The following is a 19,328-nucleotide window of genomic DNA, read 5'->3' as shown; positions in this document are numbered from 1 at the left end:
GCTGTGGTGAACCAGCCAGATCCAGCAGGGGGCTACCGCCATGACGACAGGTCGGCTCGGGCAGCAGGCCGCGCCACCCAACGCCGCTTACTCGGGGCAGGTCGTGCATTTCCCGGACCCGGTCCGGGCCGCTCGGCATCCCCACGGAGTGCGGATGGACGGTGACGGGTATCCGGACTTCTCCGCCTACGCGCGTGCGGCGGTGGAGATCGCCGAACCGCCCGAGGGTTTCGGCGTGGACGAGTTGCGGCTGACGGACTGCGTGTCCGCGAACGCGGCGATGAAGGCCGCGGGGCACGAGTTGTGGGACACGGTCGGGCCGGTGGCCACCCCGCACGGCTGGACCTGGCACCACGTGGCGGGTTCGCGGCGCATGGAGCTGGTCCCGGTCGAGGTGAAGGCGCTGCTGCGGCACCACGCGGGTCTGGCGACGGCTCCGGTGGACCACGAGAAGCGCGGGACGCGGCCGTTGCAGGAGGTGCGTCCGGTGCACATGGGGCTGCCGAAGTCCGTGGTGTCGGTCTCGGAGAGCCAGGTGCAGGGTGTAGAGGAGGACCTCGGCTACCGGCTGCCGGAGGCGTACCGCTCGTTCCTGAAGGCCTCGGGCGGCTGCGCCCCGGTGGGCGCGGGCCTGGACGTGGAGCTCGGTCTGCTGGTGGACCAGCCGTTCTTCACGGTGCGTGAGGAGGCGGCGGTCAACGACCTCGTCTACGTCAACAAGTGTCTGCGCGACCACCTGACGAAGGACTACCTGTGCGTGGCCTTCGCGCAGGGCGGCCTGATCGCGCTGAAGGTGAAGGGCGAGGGCATCGGCTCGGTGTGGTTCTCGCCCTACGACGACGCACGTGACCAGGACGGATGGTCGGTGCAGGAGCGCGTGGAGCGGCTTTTGCTGCCGTGCGGCGGTGATTTCGATGCCTTCCTCGAGCGGTTGGCGGGCAACCCGCCGGAACTGGAGACGGTGGCCGGTCTGATGGTGGACGGCGGATTCGCGCGTTCGGTTCCGGTGACGCGTGCCGGTACGGATGAGGGGTGACGGCACGGTGGTGACGTTTGCGCAGGCGCAGGAGCGCGCCGAGGAGTGGATCAACGGGGACGTGCCCGCGTACCAGCACCGGGAGGTGCGGGTACGGGAGTTCGGACTCGGGTTCGTGGTGTGGGCCGAGGACCGCGCGGCGGGTCCGGTGTCGGGTGGCGGCCGTCAGCGGCTGGTCATCGCGCGGGACAGCGGCGAGGTGACGTTGTGGCCCGGACTGCCGGTGGGTGAGGTGATCCGCCGGTACGAGGAGGAGTACGGGGCCGCGGCCGCGACGGCGGCTTCGGAGGCCTCGGTTCCGCCGCCGCGGATCGACTCGGAACAGACGTCGTTCATGCTGAGTCCGCCGGAGTGGCTGCAGGAGGCGGCGGACCGGGCGGGCATCGCTCCCCGGCCGGCCGCGGCTGCCGCGCCGGCGGCACCGGCTTCGGACGCGGTGTCCGCTGCGGCTTCGGATGCGGATTCCGTGGAGTCCGGTCCGGCTCCGGCCCCGGTTCCGGGTGCCGCGGACGCCGTGCCGCTGCGGCGCGGGGGCGAGATCCCGTACGAGCCGACGGCCAACGACGGGGTTCCGGCGACTCCCGCGGCCGCGGTGCCGGCCGGCGCCACGCCGTGGACGGGTACCGATGTGAACTCCGGCGCGGACGACGCGTCCGTGCCGCTGCCGGCGACGGTGTTCGCGCCGCCGCTGTCCGGGTCGGACCTGGAGGACGCGCCGTCGTCCGGGGTGGCTCCCGAGGCGAAGACGACGCTGATGCCGGGCGGCAGCCAGCTGCCGCGGACCGCGGTCGTGCCCGCGCTGGGGTCGTCGCCGCAGGACATCGCGGACGCTCCGACGAGCAAGGCCCAGGTCTCGCGGCCGGGCGCGGCCGGGGCTCCGGCTCCGGGGCAGCCGTCGACGCCGCCCGCGCCTCCCGGTGCGCCGGGGGCTCCGGGGTCGATGGGGCGTGGGCTGGACCATGCCGCGACGATGCTGGCCGGTCCGGCCGTGACGGGGCAGCCGCCGGCGCCTCCGGGCCCGCCCGGGGCTCCGGGTGCGGGTGCTTCTCAGCCGCCCGCGCCTCCTGGTCCGCCGGGGGCTCCGGGGTCGATGGGGCGTGGGCTGGACCATGCGGCGACGATGTTGGCCGGTCCGGCCGTGACGGGGCAGCCGCCGGCGCCTCCGGGTCCGCCCGGGGCTCCGGGTGCGGGTGCTTCTCAGCCGCCCGCGCCTCCTGGTCCGCCGGGGGCTCCGGGGTCGATGGGGCGTGGGCTGGACCATGCGGCGACGATGCTGGCCGGTCCGGCCGTGACGGGGCAGCCGCCGGCGCCTCCGGGTCCGCCCGGGGCTCCGGGCGCGGGTGCGCCCCAGCCGCCCGGTCCGCCCGGTCCGCCCGGGGGTGGTGCCCACCATGCCGCGACGATGCTCGCGGGTCCCGGTGTGCCGCAGCCTCCGGGTCCGCCCGGTGCTCCCGGTGCGCCCGGTGGTGGGCTGGACCATGCCGCGACGATGCTCGCCGGTCCCGGCGTGCCGCAGCCGCCCGGTCCGCCCGGTCCGCCGCCGGGAGGGCCCGTGGCGCAGCCGCAGGCTCCGACGGGTGCGCCCACGGTCGGCCCCGGCTACCAGGCCGTGCTGCGCTACCGCGCTCCCGACGGCTCCGAGCAGCAGCTGATCCGCCGCTCGGCGCCCGGCACCCCGCACCCGGAATGGCAGATCCTCTACGAGCTGCGCGCCATGAACGTGCCGCCGCAGCAGGTGCTGGAGCTGCACACCGAGCTGGAGTCCTGTGAGCTGCCCGGCGGTTACTGCGCCCGGATGATCCGGGAGACCTGGCCGCAGGTGCGGATCACCAGCGTTGCCCCGTACGGGAAGGACCACGCGGGCCGGCAGCAGGGCATGCGGCACCTGCTCACCCACCAGGGCGAGCTGCATCAGGTCGCCGACGGTCCGGCGCGCCCGGCGCCGGTGCGTGCCCCGCTGCCGCAGGTTCCGCTGCAGCCGGCGATCCCGCTGGAGGCCATCGGGCAGGAGCTGGCGGCGGCGTTCGGTCCGCAGGGCGTGTTCCGCTTCGACCAGCGGGCGGTGTCCCGTCAGGGTGTGCCGGAGATCGTGGCGCAGACGCTGATGTGGGCCGGTCTGCCGGTCGATTTCGGGCCGTTCTTCTGGGCGCAGGCGGTGCCGGGGCAGCCGGTGCCGACGCTGGCCGAGCTGGCGGCGCAGCGGCAGGTGCAGGCGGCGTCGGACGCCGGCTCGTACCTCGTGATCGGCAGCGACTTCGGCAAGGCGCTGTGCGTGCAGTACGGCACCGCGCACATCGTCGCGGTGCCGGTCGAGGGTGGTCCGGGAGGTGCTCCGGTACCGCCGCAGTTCGTGAACTCGAGCCTGCCGCAGTTCGTGCGCTCGATGGCGATGCTGGGTCACATGTGGCGGCTGCGCCAGCATCTGACGCCGGAGCAGGCGGGCCGCTGGACCGTCGATTTCCAGGCGAATCTGGCGGGCCTCGACAGTGCGGCGCTGTCGTCGCCGGAGAGCTGGTGGTCGGTGCTGCTGGAGCAGATGTGGGACGGGCTGTTGTGACGTCCGTCTGATTGCGGGTCGCGTCGCCGCGGTCGCGTGATCCGTCGAGTGGCCGGGTCGGGACCCTTGGAGGGGGTCTCGGCCCGGCCATTCGGGCTTCAGGGATCAAATGGCGCATCCTTGACGGGAATCCCCGCGAGAGAGGCGCATCCAGGATGAGTGCACCCTTTGCGACCGTGCGCGGTCGCGGCTACCGCATGGAAGAGGTCGACCGGTATCTCGCCCGGCTGTCCGGGAGCCGTGACGAGGCGTGGGAGCGGGTGGCGCGGCTGACCGTCCTGGCCAAGCAGATGGAGGCGGAGGCGGCGCGGCTGCGTGAGGTGGTGGCCGGGCTCGCCCCGCAGACGTACGACGAGCTGGGGGAGCGGGCCCGGCGGATCCTGCTGCTGGCGGAGGAGGAGGCCGGGGCCGTACGGGCGGAGGCGCGGGCGGACGCGTCCGCGACGCTGGACGCGGCCGGGGCGCGTGCCGAGCGGGTGGCGGAGCTGGCGCGCGGGGACGCGGAGGCGGTTCGGGAGCAGACCGAGGTCCGGGCGCGGCAGGGGCTTGCGCGGGCCGAGCGGGAGGCGGACGACCTGCGGGCGGGGGCGCGGCAGGACGCGTCGGCATGGCGGGCGGACGCGGCGGCGGCGCTGGCGCAGGTGCGGAGGCGGGCGGAGGAGGCGCGGGTGGAGCGGGAACGGGAGCAGGGGGAGCGCTGGGAGGCGGCCGGGCGGGAGCTGGGGGCGCGGGAGGCGGAGCTGGAGGCGCGGCTCGCGGAGGCGGAGCGGTCCGCGGAGGCCGGGCTGGCGGCGGCGCGGCGGGGGTACGCGGAGGCGGAGGAGGCGGCCCGGCACGGCCAGGAGGATGCGGAGGCGCGGGCCGCGGAGCTGCTGGCGCAGGCGGGGGTGGCGCAGGAGCGGGTCTCGCGTGAGACGGAGCGGGTACTGCGCGAGCATGTGGAGGCGCAGGAGGAGATGCGGGCGCATATGGCGCATGTGCGGGCGAGTCTGGCGGCGCTGACGGGGCGGGCTCCTGCGGAGGGCTGAGGCGCCTGCCGTTGCCCTGGCCGGGCGGGCGGGTCGGGGTGGGACGGGGCCGGGGCCGGGGTGGGTGCCGTCCGGGACTGCATGATCTATGGCGCCCTGGGCTGAGTTGTACGAGCGGGTTGATAACGCGCCAACACATCACGTTCTACGTCCCGGACAGCACCCACCCCGTCCCCGTCCCCGGCCTCAGCGCGGCCCGTAGGTCCCCCCCCCGCGTCGCCCCGTTGGTCAGAGGAGGTTCCAGAGGGGTGGGTCCAGGAGCTGGTCGAGGCCTGCGATGGTGATGAGGCAGAGGAGGGCCGTTTCGCCCCGGTCGAGGGCGTGGGCCTCCCAGGTGCCGGAGTGGGTGCGGGAGATCACCGTGTCCGTGCCGGCCGTCCGCCGGACGAAGTGGCGGTGGAGGCGGTGGACCGTGAACGACAGGGTTCGTCCGTCGGCCAGGGTGAAGTGGATGCCCCTGCGGTGCGCCAGCAGGGATCTGCCCCGGGCGTGTGCTGTGAACGGCACGCCGTCGAGCCGGCCGCGGACGCCTCGGCGCATCCGCACCCGCATCCCGTACCAGGGGGCCGCGGCGTCGTGGATCTCCAGGACGGTGTCCTCGCCGAGGCGGAACTGCCAGCGTTCCCGGGCTTCGGCCTTGGCGGTGGCCGTTCGGCGTCGGCCTGGCTCCCGGAAGAGTGTGTACGTGCCCAGGGGTGTGGGGATCTCGGCGTACCGGGCGCGGCTGTGCGCGGGGGCCTGCCAGGTACGCCGGGGTGCGCGCCAGGACGGGGTCAGGGGGGACATCCTCAGCCCGCGGTGTGCTGGGCCGGGAGGGTGGGGGCCTCGTAGCGGTACGGGTCGCTGCGCAGGCCGCGGGACGTTGCCACCAGGGTGAAGGGCGGCTTCGCCGACGGCGGCAGGGTGGCTGTCAGGGCGCCGGTCACGGGGTCGGGCCGTGCTTCGAGCGGGGTGTCGTCGACGGTGAGGCGGGTGTCGGTGAAGCCGCCGCCCTCGACGGTGAGCCGGTCGCCGGAGAGCGATGCGCCGGTGATCACCGGGTTGGCGCGGGTGGCCATCTTGTTGACGAGGTAGGCGCCGGCCGGGGCTCCGGTCAGGGCCCAGATCTCCTCGGGCAGGCGGGGGAGTCCCGCGCCCACGTCGGCGAGGAAGAAGAGGACGACGTAGAGCATCGTGACCGTGCTGAGCGCGACGTACTGGAGGTCGACGAGGTCGGTGCGTCCGCTGTCGTTCGCGATGAGCTCCCGCAGCGGCCGCCGGCCCGACGTGGTCGGCGGGGCCGCCGGTTTGGCCAGGGTGCCGCGTTCGACGCGCAGGCCGACGACCGCCTTGGCGGCGATCAGTGCCACGTACGGGCCGCCGAGCAGGGGCAGGTAGACCGTCGTCAGCGGGGACAGCGGGCCGTCGGGGCCCCGGAAGTACGCCACGCCGCCCGCGGTGAGGCCGTGGGCAAGGATGGTGAGCAGGAGCCAGACCAGGATCACCGTCCAGGCCAGGGCGAGTGTGGTGGAGGTGGAGAGCCGGCCGTCGCGGCCGGTGACGAAGGCCGGGTGGCGGCGCAGCCGCAGGCAGATCGGGCCGGCCAGCGCGGCCAGTAAGAGCAGTGCGCACAGTGCGGATGCCATGGTGTCCCCCCGGATGTCGGTGCTGCGTACGAGGGTCGCCGACTGCCCTGGTCATGACAAGGCGACACGGCGGACCTCAGTCGTCGCGCAGTTCGGGAAGGACCGGGAATCGGCGCGGGGCCAGCAGGAGCAGGACGACCAGTGCGGCGACTGCGGCGGCCGTGGCGCCGAGGAAGATGTGCTCGACGGCGGCGGCCACGGCCTCGCGCAGGTGGTCGGCGGCGGTGCGGGGGAGCAGCTCCGGGTGTTCGAGGGCCTCGGCGACGTCGTCGAGGTGGCGCGGCAGTCCCGGGACGGGGGCGTCCGCCAGGCGGGCGGCGATGGTGGCGTTGGCGACGGCGGCGAGCAGGGCGGCGCCGACGCTCTGGCCGACCTGGCGGCAGAACAGCACCGAGGCGGTGGTGGTGCCGCGTTCGGCCCAGCCCACGGTGGACTGGACCCCGACGATCAGCGGGAGCTGGAAGAGGCCGAGGGCGGCACCGAGCAGCAGCATGATCAGGGCGGGCTGCCAGGGCCGGGCAGGGTACGGGAGCAGGGTGAAGGAGCAGAGGACGGCGGCGGCCAGGGCGATGCCGACGGCCGCGCTGTCGCGGAAGCCGATGCGCCGGTAGACGTGCTGGCTGAGGGCGGCGGTGACGGGCCAGCTGAGGGTCATCACGGACATGACGAGTCCGGCGCCGACGGGCCCGAGGCCGAGTACGGACTGGGCGTAGGTCGGCATGAACACCATCGGGGCGACCATCAGCAGGCCGAGGGCGCCCATGGCCAGGTTGACGGCGGCGATGGTGCGCCGGCGCCATACCCAGCCGGGCAGGATCGGCTCCTCGGCCCGCCGCTCCACCCGGACCACGACCGCGGCCAGTACGGCGCTCGCGCCCAGCAGGCCCAGGGAGGGGGCGGACAGCCAGGGCCAGGCGACCCCGCCCTGGACGAGGGCGAAGAGGAGGAGGCCGCCGCAGCAGAAGACGCCGAGGGCGCCGGCCCAGTCGACCGGGCCGCGGCGGCCGGGCGAGCGTACGGGTTCGGTCAGGTGGCGGGTGGTCATCCACAGGGCGAGGGCGGCCAGCGGCAGGTTGATCAGGAAGATCCACCGCCAGTGCGCGTAGGAGGCGAGCAGTCCGCCGAGGGCGGGGCCGGCCACGGCCGAGGTGGCCCAGACGCTGGACATGCGGGCCTGGATCCGCGGGCGTTCCGCCAGCGGGTACAGGTCGGCGGCCAGGGTCTGGACGGTCCCCTGGAGGGCGCCGCCGCCCAGGCCCTGGACGATCCGGAAGGCGATGAGGGCGGCCATGTTCCAGGCGGACGCGCACAGCAGCGAGCCGAGGAGGAACAGGGCGATGCCGAAGAGCAGGACGGGCTTGCGGCCGAAGGTGTCGGACAGCTTGCCGTAGACCGGCAGGGTGACGGTGACGGCGAGCAGGTAGCCGGAGAAGAGCCAGGAGAAGACGGAGAAGCCGCCGAGGTCGCCGACGATCTGGGGGACGGCGGTGGCGACGATGGTGCTGTCGAGGGCGACGAGGGCCATGCCGAGCATCAGCGAGACGACCACCGGGGTCGGGGGGCGTCCGGCCGGCCGGGCGGTGCCGGACGCGGTCGGGTCCTTGGCCGAAACCGCCGCACCCGGGGCGGTGCCCGCGGGCCCGGCGGGTATGCCGTCCGGGGCTCCGTCCGTGCTGTCCGCAGCGGGCACCGAGATTCCTTCCCCTTGCACGTAGTTGCGGGGGACACCATCTCACCGCCGCCCCGCGGGCGGTATCCCTCAGGCCGGGTAGTCCGAAGGGCGGACAACCCCTAGGGGTCCCTCCGCACTACGGGCCAGGGGTCTTTCCTCCCGGCGGAGGAGGTGGGGGCGTCCGGGGTCTCCTTAACTGGACCATACGAACCGGGGGCGCGGGTGGGGTTAACCCCCGGGCGGATACGGCGACGGGCACCAGCGCGCCGCAGGGCCCACCGCCACAGACTTCATCACGGCGACGCAACGCACGCAGACGCACGCATTCGAACAAGGAGACAGACCGTGACAACGGCAATGACCGAAACCAGGCACGGGGGTACTGGAGGGCATGCTGCCGTCGCGGCCCGGGCGCGGAAGGTCGTCAAGGCCTACGGCTCCGGGGAGACGCGGGTCGTCGCCCTCGACGATGTGGACGTGGACATCATGCGCGGCCAGTTCACCGCGATCATGGGCCCGTCCGGTTCCGGCAAGTCCACGCTGATGCACTGCCTCGCCGGCCTCGACACGGTGACCAGCGGGCAGATCCACCTGGACGACACCGAGATCACCGGGCTGAAGGACAAGAAGCTCACGCGGCTGCGCCGCGACCGGATCGGCTTCATCTTCCAGGCCTTCAACCTGCTGCCCACGCTCAACGCCCTGGAGAACATCACGCTCCCCATGGACATCGCGGGCCGCAAGCCCGACGCGCAGTGGCTGAACCGGGTGGTGGAGACCGTCGGCCTGGCCGGCCGGCTCAAGCACCGCCCGACCGAGCTGTCCGGCGGCCAGCAGCAGCGCGTGGCCGTCGCCCGCGCCCTCGCCGCCCGCCCCGAGATCATCTTCGGTGACGAGCCGACCGGAAACCTGGACTCCCGTGCGGGTGCCGAGGTCCTCGGCTTCCTGCGCCGTTCGGTGGACGAGCTCGGCCAGACCATCGTGATGGTCACCCACGACCCCGTCGCCGCCTCCTACGCCGACCGCGTCATCTTCCTCGCCGACGGCCGGATCGTCGACGAGATGCACGCGCCCACCGCCGAGCAGGTCCTGGACCGGATGAAGGACTTCGACGCGCGCGGGCGGACCTCATGAGCAACACGGTCCTGAAGACCTCGCGGCGCAACTTCGTCGCGCACAAGGGACGGATGGTCCTCTCGGCCGTCGCGGTCCTGCTGTCCGTCGCCTTCGTCTGCGGCACGCTGGTGTTCACCGACACGATGAACACCACCTTCGACAAACTGTTCGCCGTCACCAACTCCGATGTGACCGTCAGCCCCAAGGCCGCCGAGAGCGGGGACGAGACCCCCGACCGCGGCAAGCCGGAGATGCTGGCCGGCTCGGCCGTCGAGCAGGTCAGGAAGGCGCAGGGCGTCAGGAGCGCCGAGGGCGGCGTCGTCTCGATGGCCGTGACGGTGGTCAACGCCAAGAACGAGAACATGGGCTCGACCACCGGCGCCCCGACCATCGCGGGCAACTGGAGCGACAACGAGCTCAAGTCCATGAAGATCACCTCGGGGCAGGCGCCGCGCGGCCCCACCGAGGTGATGGTCGACGCCGACACCGCGAAGAAGCACGGCCTGAAGCTCGGTGACGAGCTGCGCACCATCGCCGTCACCGGCGACACCCGCGCCAAAATCACCGGTATCGCCACCTTCACCGTGACCAACCCGGGCGCGGCCGTCGTCTACTTCGACACGCCCACCGCGCAGCAGGCACTGCTCGGCTCCGCCGACTCCTTCACGCACATCAACGTCACCGCCGCCGACGGGGTGAGCGACGAGCAGCTCAAGGCGAACATCGCGAGCGCCGTCGGTGCGGACACCTACAAGCTGCAGACCGCCAAGGAGGCCGCGGACGCCAACCGCAAGGACGTCGGCGCCTTCCTCGACGTGATGAAGTACGTGATGCTGGGCTTCGCCGGCATCGCCTTCCTCGTCGGCATCTTCCTGATCTTCAACACCTTCTCCATGCTGGTCGCCCAGCGCACCCGCGAGATCGGCCTGATGCGTGCCATCGGCGCCGACAGCGGGCAGGTCCTGAAGTCCGTGGTCGTCGAGGCCTTCCTGCTCGGCGTGGTCGGTTCGGTCCTGGGTGTCGGCGCGGGCGTGGGCCTGGCCGTCGGCCTCATGGCCCTCATGGGCCAGATGGGCATGCAGCTGTCCACCGACGACCTGACCATCGCCTGGACCACCCCCGTCGTCGGCGTCGTCCTCGGCGTCGTCGTGACGGTGATCTCCGCCTTCGTCCCGGCCCGCCGCGCCGGCAAGGTCTCCCCGATGGCCGCGCTGCGCGAGTCCGGCACCCCGGGCGACAAGAAGGCCGGCCGGGTCCGGGCCGCGCTCGGCCTGGTCCTCACCGCCGTCGGCGGAACCGCGCTCTACCTCGCCGCGGCCGCCGAGAAGGCCGCCGCCGGATCCCTGTGGCTGGGCCTGGGCGTCGTCCTGAGCCTCGTCGGCTTCATCGTGATCGGCCCGCTGCTCGCCGCGGGCGTGGTGCGGGTGCTCTCCGGCGTGGTCCTGCGGCCCTTCGGGTCCGTGGGCCGGCTCGCCGAGCGCAACGCCCTGCGCAACCCGCGCCGCACCGGCGCCACCGCCGCCGCACTGATGATCGGTCTCGCACTGGTCGCCTGCCTGTCGGTGGTCGGCTCCTCGATGGTGGCCTCCGCGACCGACGAGCTCGACAAGTCGGTCGGCGCGGACTACATCGTGCAGTCCGAGTCCGGCCAGCCCGTCCTGCCGCAGGCCGAGCAGGCCCTGCGCGCCACCGCCGGCCTCGACCACGTCACCGCGTACCGGCAGGTGGACGTCACGCTGACCGCGCCCGACGGCACCACCGAGGAGACCGGCCTCGGCGCGACCGACCCGACGTACGCCAAGGACATCCGGCGCAAGATGATCGCCGGCGAGCACGCAGCGGCCTACGGCGCCGGCTCCATGTCGGTCGGCTCCCTCTACGCCACCAAGCACCACATCAAGCTCGGTGACGAGATGACGGTCGCCTTCACCGGCGGAAAGACGGTCAGGCTGAAGGTCGCGGCGATCACCAGCGACGAGGGCAACATCGACAAGGGCATGAACTACATCAGCACCGAGACCGCCCGGGCGAACGTGCCGACGGACCGGCTGCCGCTGCCCTTCATGCTGCTGGCCACCGCGAAGGACGGCCAGTCCGACGCCGCCGCGTACAAGTCCGTCAAGGCGGCCCTGGGCGAGTACCCGCAGTACGTGGTGCGCAACCAGGCCGACTACAAGCAGGCCCTGAAGGACCAGGTCGGCCAGCTGCTGAACATGGTCTACGGGCTCCTGGGCCTCGCGATCATCGTCGCAGTCCTGGGCGTCGTGAACACCCTGGCCCTGTCGGTGGTCGAGCGGACCCGCGAGATCGGCCTGATGCGCGCCATCGGCCTCTCCCGCCGCCAGCTGCGCCGCATGATCCGCCTGGAGTCGGTGGTCATCGCCCTCTTCGGCGCCCTCCTCGGCCTCGGGCTGGGCATGGGCTGGGGGGCCACCGCGCAGCAGCTGCTGGCGCTGGAGGGCCTGAAGGTCCTGGAGATCCCATGGCCGACGATCATCGGGGTGTTCGCCGGATCGGCCTTCGTGGGCCTGTTCGCCGCACTGGTCCCGGCCTTCCGGGCGGGACGGATGAACGTTCTGAACGCGATCGCGAGCGAGTAACCGGCGCCGCGTTCGTCACGGGGGTGGGCGCAGGCCCGGGACCAGGTGTCCCGGGCCTGCGCCCTTGTCCGTCCCCCGCCGGGGGCGGGCCGGCCGGGTCAGCGGTCGGTGTTCCGCTGCATCAGGACGATCCCGCCGGCCTCGCCCACCACGGTGTAGCGCTCGCCGGGGTGGAGCTGGCCGGCGTAGACGGCCGGGTCCTCGCCGGCCCACTTGTTGCCGTTGTCGATGGTGATCCAGTCGGGTACGACGCCCTTGCTGCCGCCGATCCACAGGACGCGGCAGCGGGAGGTCAGCCGGGTCAGCGGGGTGGTGTCCGCCTCCACGGTGGCCCCGTCGGGGATCCGGTCGAGGAGCTTTTCGATCGCGACGACCCGGTCGGGCTTCTCGTACGTGGCCGCCTCCGTGAGCTTGGCCGTCGGCATGCTGGTCATGGCCAGGGCGAGGGAGGCGGCGAGCACGGCCGTGGGCAGCTGGAGGGCGTAGGAGCGCAGCCAGGGGCGATCGCCGCGGCGGACGGTGTCGATGGCGTCGACCAGCGCGAGGGCGACGACGGGCATCAGTACGGCGCTGTAGTGCCAGTCGGTGGACCAGTAGTGGTCGTCCCCGGACAGGAACCGCCAGCCGAGGGTGGGGGCGGCGACCAGCAGCAGCGGGGAGCGCAGGGCGAGGAGACCGGAGGTGGGGATCAGTACCCAGCCCAGCGTGGCCAGCTTGGTGCCGGCGCCGGCGAAGGGGCCCCCGCCCTCGATCTTGTGCCAGTAGCCGTAGCCGTCGGTCGCGAAGGCCGGTATGAACACGGTGAACACCAGAACGGCGAACACGCAGGCCGCCGCGGCGATGCCGAGCGCGGTCCAGGCGGTGCGCCGGTCGGTGGTGCGGCAGCGCCAGGCCACCACCACGGCCAGGGCGGCCAGCGTGAAGCCGAGGTCCTCCTTGACCAGGATCAGCGGCAGCCCCCACAGCAGGGCGGCCCGCCAGCGCCGGGCCAGGACCGCCTCCAGGGCGAAGGCCAGCAGCGGCACGGCGAAGGCGATCTCGTGGAAGTCGAACTCCACCGCCCGCTGGATGCCCCAGGACAGGCCGTACGCGACTCCGACGGCGATCCCGCGGGCCCGGCCCAGGAGCCGTCCGGCCGCCCGGGTGACGGGGACGGCGGAGAGGGCGAACAGGGCGGCCTGGACGACCAGCAGCGTGACCGGCCCCGGGAAGACCCGGTAGACGGGGGCGACGAGCGCGATGATCGGGCTGAAGTGGTCCCCGAGGATGTTGGCCCCCGGCCCCTTCAGGTCGGCGACGGGCTCCTGGAGATGGGCGTACGCGCGGATCGCCTGCTCGAAGATCCCCAGGTCCCAGGAGGCCCAGTCCATACGCCGGAACCGGCCGACGGACAGCACGAGGTAGACGAGGAAGAGCCCGGCGGCCACCGCCCAGGGGCCGGCCCAGCGGGGTGCGGCCGCCCTCGACGGGGCCTGGGCCGCCGCTGCCGGGCGGGCTATGGCATCGCTCGTCACGGACTGGTGCTCCTCGGCCGTTCGGCGTGAACTCATGCGGAAAAGGACGCGGCGAGCTCAGGTGGTGGTTACGTCGACATCGTAAAGCGGGAGCAACGTCACAAGGGTGAGGAGGGCCCGGGCCCGCGCCGTGGCCGAATCCCTCGCGCGCCGGTGTGGGCTCCGTCGTAGGGTGGGAACCCCCGGCCCGTACCACGTGTCGGGTCCTTCGCGTTGCCCCCTCACGCCCGCAAGCCCCAGACCTCACCGGACGGAAAGCCTCCTCATGAGCCTGCACGGACTGCTCGACGCCGTCACCCGGGACGCCGCCCTCACCGAGGCGGTCACCGCGGCCGGCGACGGCAACCGCATGCACGTGGACCTCGTCGGACCGGCCGCCGCGCGGCCCTTCGCGATCGCCGCGCTGGCCCGGCGGACCGAGCGGACCGTGCTGGCGGTCACCGCCACCGGGCGGGAGGCCGAGGACCTGGCCGCGGCGCTGCGCTCCCTGCTGCCGCCCGACGAGGTGGCCGAGTACCCGTCCTGGGAGACGCTGCCGCACGAGCGGCTGAGCCCGCGCAGCGACACCATGGGCCGGCGGCTCGCCGTACTGCGCCGCCTGGTGCACCCCAGCAAGGACGACCCGGCCGCGGGTCCCGTGAGCGTGATCGTCGCCCCTGTCCGGTCCGTGCTCCAGCCGCAGGTCAAGGGCCTGGGGGACCTCGTACCGGTGAGCCTGCGGCAGGGCACGGCCGCCGATCTGGGCGAGGTCACCGAGGCCCTGGCGGCGGCCGCGTACGCCCGTGTCGAGCTGGTCGAGAAGCGCGGCGAGTTCGCCGTGCGCGGCGGCATCCTCGACGTCTTCCCGCCCACCGAGGAACACCCGCTGCGCGTGGAGTTCTGGGGCGACGAGGTCGAGGAGATCCGCTACTTCAAGGTCGCCGACCAGCGGTCCCTGGAGATCGCCGAGCACGGCCTGTGGGCGCCGCCCTGCCGAGAACTGCTGCTGACGGACGCCGTCCGGGAGCGGGCCCTGGCCCTCGCCGAGGCGCACCCGGAACTCGGTGAACTCCTCGGCAGAATCGCCGAGGGGATCGCGGTGGAGGGCATGGAGTCCCTCGCCCCGGTCCTCGTCGACGACATGGAGCTGCTGATCGACGTGCTGCCCGCCGGGGCGATGGCCGTCGTCTGCGACCCCGAGCGGGTACGGACCCGGGCCGCCGACCTCGTCGCGACCAGCCAGGAGTTCCTGATGGCCTCCTGGGCGGCGACCGCGGGCGGCGGCGAGGCCCCCATCGACGTCGGCGCGGCCTCGCTGCGGGGCATCGCGGAGGTCCGCGACCGGGCCCGCGAACTCGGCATGATGTGGTGGTCGGTCTCCCCGTTCGCAGCCGACGACACCGACCTGGCCGCCGACACCCTCAAGCTCGGCATGCACGCCCCGGAGGCCTACCGCGGCGACACCGCCCGCGCGCTGGCCGACACCAAGGGCTGGATCGCCGACGGCTGGCACACCGTCTACCTGACCGAGGGCCACGGCCCGGCCGCCCGCACCGTCGAGGTGCTCGCCGGCGAGGGCATCGCCGCCCGGCTGGAGCCGGACCTGGGCGCCCTGGAGCCGAGCCTGGTCCACGTCGCCTGCGGGTCGGTCGACACCGGCTTCGTCGACCCGGTCCTGCGCCTGGCGGTGCTCACCGAGACCGACCTGACCGGGCAGCGCACCGCCACCAAGGACCTCGGCCGGATGCCGACCCGCCGCCGCAAGACGATCGACCCGCTGACCCTGGAGGCCGGCGACTACATCGTCCACGAGCAGCACGGTGTGGGCCGCTACGTCGAGATGGTCCAGCGCACGGTGCAGGGCGCCACCCGCGAGTACCTGCTGGTGGAGTACGCGCCGGCCAAGCGCGGCCAGCCCGGCGACCGCCTCTACATCCCCACCGACCAGCTGGAGCAGGTCACCAAGTACGTGGGCGGCGAGGCGCCGACCCTGCACCGGCTCGGCGGCGCCGACTGGACCAAGACCAAGGCGCGCGCGAAGAAGGCCGTCAAGGAGATCGCCGGCGACCTCATCAAGCTCTACAGCGCGCGCATGGCGGCCCCCGGGCACACCTTCGGCCCCGACACCCCCTGGCAGCGCGAGCTGGAGGACGCCTTCCCGTACGCGGAGACCCCCGACCAGCTCACCACCATCGCCGAGGTCAAGGAGGACATGGAGAAGTCGGTCCCCATGGACCGGCTGATCTGCGGCGACGTCGGCTACGGCAAGACCGAGATCGCGGTCCGGGCGGCCTTCAAGGCGGTCCAGGACGGCAAGCAGGTCGCCGTCCTCGTACCGACCACGCTCCTCGTGCAGCAGCACTTCGGGACCTTCTCCGAGCGCTACAGCCAGTTCCCCGTCAACGTGAAGGCGCTGTCCCGCTTCCAGAGCGAGACCGAGTCGAAGGCGACCCTGGAGGGGCTGAAGGAGGGCTCGGTGGACGTGGTCATCGGCACCCACCGGCTGTTCTCGCAGGAGACCCGCTTCAAGGACCTGGGCCTGGTCATCGTCGACGAGGAACAGCGCTTCGGCGTCGAGCACAAGGAGCAGCTGAAGAAGCTGCGGGCCAACGTCGACGTGCTGACGATGTCCGCGACACCGATCCCGCGCACCCTGGAGATGGCGGTGACCGGCATCCGCGAGATGTCGACGATCACCACCCCGCCGGAGGAGCGCCACCCGGTGCTCACCTTCGTCGGCCCGTACGAGGAGAAGCAGATCGGCGCGGCCATCCGCCGGGAACTGCTGCGCGAGGGGCAGTGCTTCTACATCCACAACCGGGTCGAGTCCATCGACCGGGCGGCGGCCAAGCTGCGTGAGATCGTGCCCGAGGCGCGGATCGCGACGGCGCACGGCCAGATGTCGGAGCAGGCGCTGGAGCAGGTCGTCGTCGACTTCTGGGAGAAGAAGTTCGACGTGCTGGTCTCCACCACCATCGTCGAGTCGGGCATCGACATCTCCAACGCCAACACCCTCATCGTGGAGCGCGGCGACAACTTCGGCCTCTCGCAGCTGCACCAGCTGCGCGGGCGCGTCGGCCGCGGCCGCGAGCGCGGCTACGCCTACTTCCTGTACCCGCCGGAGAAGCCGCTGACGGAGACCGCGCACGAGCGGCTCGCGACGATCGCCCAGCACACCGAGATGGGCGCGGGCATGTACGTGGCGATGAAGGACCTGGAGATCCGCGGCGCGGGCAACCTGCTCGGCGGCGAGCAGTCCGGTCACATCGCGGGCGTCGGCTTCGACCTGTACATCCGCATGGTCGGCGAGGCGGTGGCCGACTACCGGGCCGCGGTCGAGGGAGGGGTGGAGGAGGAGCCGCCGCTGGAGGTCAAGATCGAGCTGCCGGTCGACGCGCACGTCCCGCACGACTACGCGCCGGGCGAGCGGCTGCGCCTGCAGGCGTACCGGTCCATCGCCTCGGCCGCCTCCGAGGCGGACATCAAGGCCGTGCGCGAGGAACTCACCGACCGCTACGGCAAGCTGCCGGAGCCGGTGGAGAACCTGCTGCTGGTGGCGGGGCTGCGGATGCTGGCGCGGGCCTGCGGGGTCGGCGACATCACGCTCCAGGGCAACAACGTCCGCTTCGGGCCGGTGGAGTTGCGCGAGTCGCAGGAGCTGCGCCTCAAGCGCCTCTACCCGGGCACGGTGCTCAAGCCGGCGACCTCGCAGGTGCTGGTCCCCCGCCCCAAGGCGGGCCGGATCGGCGGCAAGCCGGTGGTCGGCCGGGAACTGCTGGCCTGGACCGGCGAGTTCCTCACCACCATCCTCGGCTCGTAGCGACGCCGCTCCCCGGCGGTCCGGGACCCACCGGTCCCGGACCCGACGGGGGGCTGTGCTGCGACCCTGCAACGGTTGCGTGCATCCCCTCACTGATGGCCGGGAACGCTGTATACCCTCAGTTCCGATATCTCTTCCGCACGGCCCGTCAGGAGCAGCGATGCACGGCCCCGGCCTTCCGCCGCAGCACGCCCCCCAGTCCACCTCGGGCGGTGTCGTGGCACTGCGCGTGGTGTTCATGCTGCTGCCCGTCCTGAGCTGCGGCTTCCTGGCCTGGGGCTCGATGCTGCGGCTGGCGCTGGTCACCCGCAGGTCCCGGGACTGGGCGCTGCTGGTGCTCAGCGGTGTGCTCGCGGTCGTCTGGATGACGCTGATCCAGCTCGACCCCACGCCCGACGTCAACGGCTGGCAGGGCAACCTCGGCGCCGGTGGCTCGATCCTCACCGGCTTCGCGGTCTGCGTGTACTTCCTGGTCGCCGACATCAAGCACCACGAGGCCCTGCGGTCGGCGGCGCCCGCGCCGTGGTACCCGGGGCAGCCCGCGTCCTACGGCCACCCCCAGCAGACCTCGCCCTCCTACGGCTACCCGCACTCCACGGCCCCGACCGTGATCTCGGGCCAAACGCCGGCCGCCCCGCAGGTGCCGCCGCAGCCGACGCCGCCCCCGCGCATCGGGCAGGTCCGGGCCGAACTCGACGAACTCAGTGAACTGCTGCGCAAGCAGACCCCGCCGCCCGGCGGCCACCACCAGGACCCCAACCAGACCGCCTTCCGGGACCCGCAGCAGTGACCGACCGCCTCATCGGAGACCGCTACCAGCTGGCGAGCGTTCTGGGACAGGGCGGCATGGGCCAGGTCTGGACGGCCTACGACCGGCGCCTGGACCGGCGCGTCGCCGTCAAGCTGCTGCGCCCGGACAAGGTCGCCGGCCCCGGCACGGTCGCGGAGGAACTGCGCCGCCGTTTCGTGCGCGAGTGCCGGGTCACGGCGCAGGTGGACCACCCGGGCCTGGTCACCGTCCATGACGCGGGCAGCGACGGTGACGAGCTGTTCCTCGTGATGGGGTACGTCGAGGGCTCCGACCTCGCCGACCACCTGGCCGGGCACAGCCCCTACCCGTGGCAGTGGGCGGTCGCGGTCGTCGCGCAGCTGTGCTCGGTGCTGTCGGCCGTGCACGCCGTGCCGATCGTCCACCGCGACCTGAAGCCGCGCAACGTGATGGTCCGTCCGGACGGCACCGTCCTGGTCCTCGACCTCGGCGTGGCCTCGGTCATGGACACCGACACCACCCGTCTCACCAGCACCGGAACGCCCATCGGCAGCCCGGCGTACATGGCGCCCGAGCAGGCGATGAGCGGTGCGGTGGGCCCGTACACCGACCTGTACGCGCTCGGCGTGCTCCTGTACGAACTCCTCAGCGGGAATGTCCCCTTCGCCGGGTCCACCGCTCTCGGGGTGCTGCACCGGCACCTGTACGAGCCCCCGGTCCCGGTCCGTCCGCAGCGTCCGGAGGTTCCGCAGGAGCTGGAGGCGCTCCTGATGCGCCTCCTCGCCAAGGACCCGCAGGACCGGCCGTCCTCGGCGCAGGAGGTCTACGAGGCCCTCGCCCCGCTGCTGCCGGCCCGAGACGGCCGCGGTGCCTCCGGCCCGCTCGACCCGACGCGGCCCTTCGTACGGCCCCAGGCGCCCTGGCCGGACCGGGCCGCGGTGATCCCGCCGCGGCCGACCACCCCGCCGACGTCCACGCCGACGGGTACCCCCGTGCCGCCTACACCCACGTCCGCGCCGACGCCGACGCGGACCCCCGCGCCGGTGCCGCAGAAGCCCGACATCCCGGGCGCGGTGGACCAGGCCCGCACGCTTCTGGACCAGGGCCGGCTCACGCAGGCCGTGGACATCCTCGGCGGGATCCTCCCGGCGGCGGCCGCCGAGCACGGCGAGCACTCGCCGGTGGTCCGCTCCCTGCGCAAGCAGTACGCGGCCACGCTGATGGACGACGGCCAGTACCGCCGGGCCCTGCCCGAACTGCGCCGCCTCGCCGAGGAGTTCCCGGCGGGCGACCCGCAGTCGCTGCGGTTCCGCTACGACGCGGCGCAGTGCCTGGAGCAGCTGGGCGAACCGGCCGCCGCCCTGGCGGAGTACCGCTCGCTGCTGCCCTACTTCGAGAACCGCTACGCCAATCCGGACCAGGCGCTGCCGCTGGAGATCCGCCGCCGGATCGCGCACCTGCTGCTCTCCCTCGGCGACCGGCCGGCGGCCCACGACACCCTGGCCCGGCTGCTGTTCGACGCGGAGCGCCTGCACGGTCCGGCCCATCCCTTCCCGTCGGAGATACGCCGCACGCTGCAGTGGCTGAGCCAGGTCCGCTGACGGGCCCGGCC

Annotated in this window: 12 protein-coding genes; 8 read left to right on the top strand and 4 right to left on the bottom strand. The window is 73.1% G+C overall.

Features of this window, described 5'->3' with window-relative positions; translation table 11 throughout:
• Window positions 1–40 precede the first annotated feature (40 nt).
• The 3 genes from NRK68_RS13790 to NRK68_RS13780 all read left to right on the top strand — a co-directional run bounded on the left by NRK68_RS13790 (window position 41) and on the right by NRK68_RS13780 (window position 4,621).
• Entirely contained in the window at window positions 41–1,036 is a 996-nt protein-coding gene (locus tag NRK68_RS13790; RefSeq protein WP_079025909.1) for an SMI1/KNR4 family protein, read from the top strand.
• Between the two features lie 7 nt (window positions 1,037–1,043).
• Window positions 1,044–3,593, top strand: a complete 2,550-nt coding sequence (locus NRK68_RS13785; protein ID WP_257855890.1) for an SUKH-4 family immunity protein — start codon at window positions 1,044–1,046, stop codon at window positions 3,591–3,593.
• 155 nt (window positions 3,594–3,748) lie between these two features.
• The gene (locus NRK68_RS13780; RefSeq protein WP_257855889.1) at window positions 3,749–4,621 is read left to right on the top strand and encodes a DivIVA domain-containing protein; all 873 of its coding nucleotides are present in this window, start codon (window positions 3,749–3,751) and stop codon (window positions 4,619–4,621) included.
• 228 nt (window positions 4,622–4,849) lie between these two features.
• On the opposite strand, the gene NRK68_RS13775 is transcribed toward NRK68_RS13780, so the two are convergent.
• The 3 genes from NRK68_RS13775 to NRK68_RS13765 all read right to left on the bottom strand — a co-directional run bounded on the left by NRK68_RS13775 (window position 4,850) and on the right by NRK68_RS13765 (window position 7,936).
• Window positions 4,850–5,407 (bottom strand): hypothetical protein, encoded by a 558-nt coding sequence (locus NRK68_RS13775; protein WP_257855888.1) that lies wholly within the window; start codon window positions 5,405–5,407, stop codon window positions 4,850–4,852.
• Window positions 5,408–5,409: 2 nt separating this feature from the next.
• A complete protein-coding gene (locus tag NRK68_RS13770) occupies window positions 5,410–6,246 on the bottom strand; it encodes a hypothetical protein (protein ID WP_257855887.1) in 837 nt (278 codons plus the stop codon).
• A 76-nt stretch (window positions 6,247–6,322) separates the two neighbouring features.
• A complete protein-coding gene (locus NRK68_RS13765) occupies window positions 6,323–7,936 on the bottom strand; it encodes an MFS transporter (RefSeq protein ID WP_257855886.1) in 1,614 nt (537 codons plus the stop codon).
• Window positions 7,937–8,275: 339 nt separating this feature from the next.
• Between NRK68_RS13765 and NRK68_RS13760 the strand changes: the two genes are divergently transcribed.
• Together NRK68_RS13760 and NRK68_RS13755 are read left to right on the top strand one after the other, a co-directional pair.
• On the top strand, window positions 8,276–9,052 hold the full coding sequence (locus NRK68_RS13760) for an ABC transporter ATP-binding protein (protein WP_220819546.1): 777 nt from the start codon (window positions 8,276–8,278) through the stop codon (window positions 9,050–9,052).
• Complete coding sequence (locus tag NRK68_RS13755) at window positions 9,049–11,634, top strand: ABC transporter permease (protein WP_257855885.1); 2,586 nt, start codon at window positions 9,049–9,051, stop codon at window positions 11,632–11,634. Before NRK68_RS13760 ends, NRK68_RS13755 begins: the two co-directional genes overlap by 4 nt.
• A 98-nt stretch (window positions 11,635–11,732) precedes the next feature.
• Here the strand turns inward: NRK68_RS13755 and NRK68_RS13750 are convergent, their stop codons facing one another.
• The gene (locus NRK68_RS13750) at window positions 11,733–13,184 is read right to left on the bottom strand and encodes a DUF2079 domain-containing protein (protein ID WP_373023524.1); all 1,452 of its coding nucleotides are present in this window, start codon (window positions 13,182–13,184) and stop codon (window positions 11,733–11,735) included.
• Window positions 13,185–13,413: 229 nt separating this feature from the next.
• Here NRK68_RS13750 and mfd point away from each other — a divergent pair, with 229 nt between their 5' ends.
• From mfd to NRK68_RS13735, 3 genes are all read left to right on the top strand, one after another.
• Window positions 13,414–16,947 carry a transcription-repair coupling factor gene (gene mfd / locus NRK68_RS13745; RefSeq protein WP_183069146.1) on the top strand — a complete coding sequence of 1,178 codons (3,534 nt, stop codon included), beginning with the start codon at window positions 13,414–13,416 and terminating at the stop codon, window positions 16,945–16,947.
• Window positions 16,948–17,107: 160 nt separating this feature from the next.
• Window positions 17,108–17,737, top strand: coding sequence for a hypothetical protein (locus NRK68_RS13740; RefSeq protein ID WP_183069147.1), 630 nt, complete (start codon window positions 17,108–17,110; stop codon window positions 17,735–17,737).
• The gene (locus NRK68_RS13735; protein WP_183069148.1) at window positions 17,734–19,317 is read left to right on the top strand and encodes a serine/threonine-protein kinase; all 1,584 of its coding nucleotides are present in this window, start codon (window positions 17,734–17,736) and stop codon (window positions 19,315–19,317) included. The genes NRK68_RS13740 and NRK68_RS13735 overlap by 4 nt, the downstream gene beginning before the upstream one ends.
• Window positions 19,318–19,328 lie beyond the last annotated feature (11 nt).

It is taken from the genome of Streptomyces yangpuensis, from assembly GCF_024666385.1.
Classification (GTDB): Bacteria; Actinomycetota; Actinomycetes; order Streptomycetales; family Streptomycetaceae; genus Streptomyces; species Streptomyces yangpuensis.
The sequence above is the reverse complement of the archived record's forward strand: the minus strand, read 5'-3'. Positions and strand labels throughout refer to the sequence as shown.

What these genes read in the sequence shown, in the direction of transcription:
- NRK68_RS13790 (WP_079025909.1), top strand. Translation starts at nt 41, where the DNA reads ATGACGACAGGTCGGCTCGGGCAGCAGGCCGCGCCACCCAACGCCGCT.
- NRK68_RS13780 (WP_257855889.1), top strand. Translation starts at nt 3,749, where the DNA reads ATGAGTGCACCCTTTGCGACCGTGCGCGGTCGCGGCTACCGCATGGAA.
- NRK68_RS13775 (WP_257855888.1), bottom strand. Translation starts at nt 5,407, where the DNA reads ATGTCCCCCCTGACCCCGTCCTGGCGCGCACCCCGGCGTACCTGGCAG.
- NRK68_RS13770 (WP_257855887.1), bottom strand. Translation starts at nt 6,246, where the DNA reads ATGGCATCCGCACTGTGCGCACTGCTCTTACTGGCCGCGCTGGCCGGC.
- NRK68_RS13760 (WP_220819546.1), top strand. Translation starts at nt 8,276, where the DNA reads ATGACCGAAACCAGGCACGGGGGTACTGGAGGGCATGCTGCCGTCGCG.
- NRK68_RS13755 (WP_257855885.1), top strand. Translation starts at nt 9,049, where the DNA reads ATGAGCAACACGGTCCTGAAGACCTCGCGGCGCAACTTCGTCGCGCAC.
- NRK68_RS13750 (WP_373023524.1), bottom strand. Translation starts at nt 13,184, where the DNA reads ATGAGTTCACGCCGAACGGCCGAGGAGCACCAGTCCGTGACGAGCGAT.
- mfd (WP_183069146.1), top strand. Translation starts at nt 13,414, where the DNA reads ATGAGCCTGCACGGACTGCTCGACGCCGTCACCCGGGACGCCGCCCTC.
- NRK68_RS13740 (WP_183069147.1), top strand. Translation starts at nt 17,108, where the DNA reads ATGCACGGCCCCGGCCTTCCGCCGCAGCACGCCCCCCAGTCCACCTCG.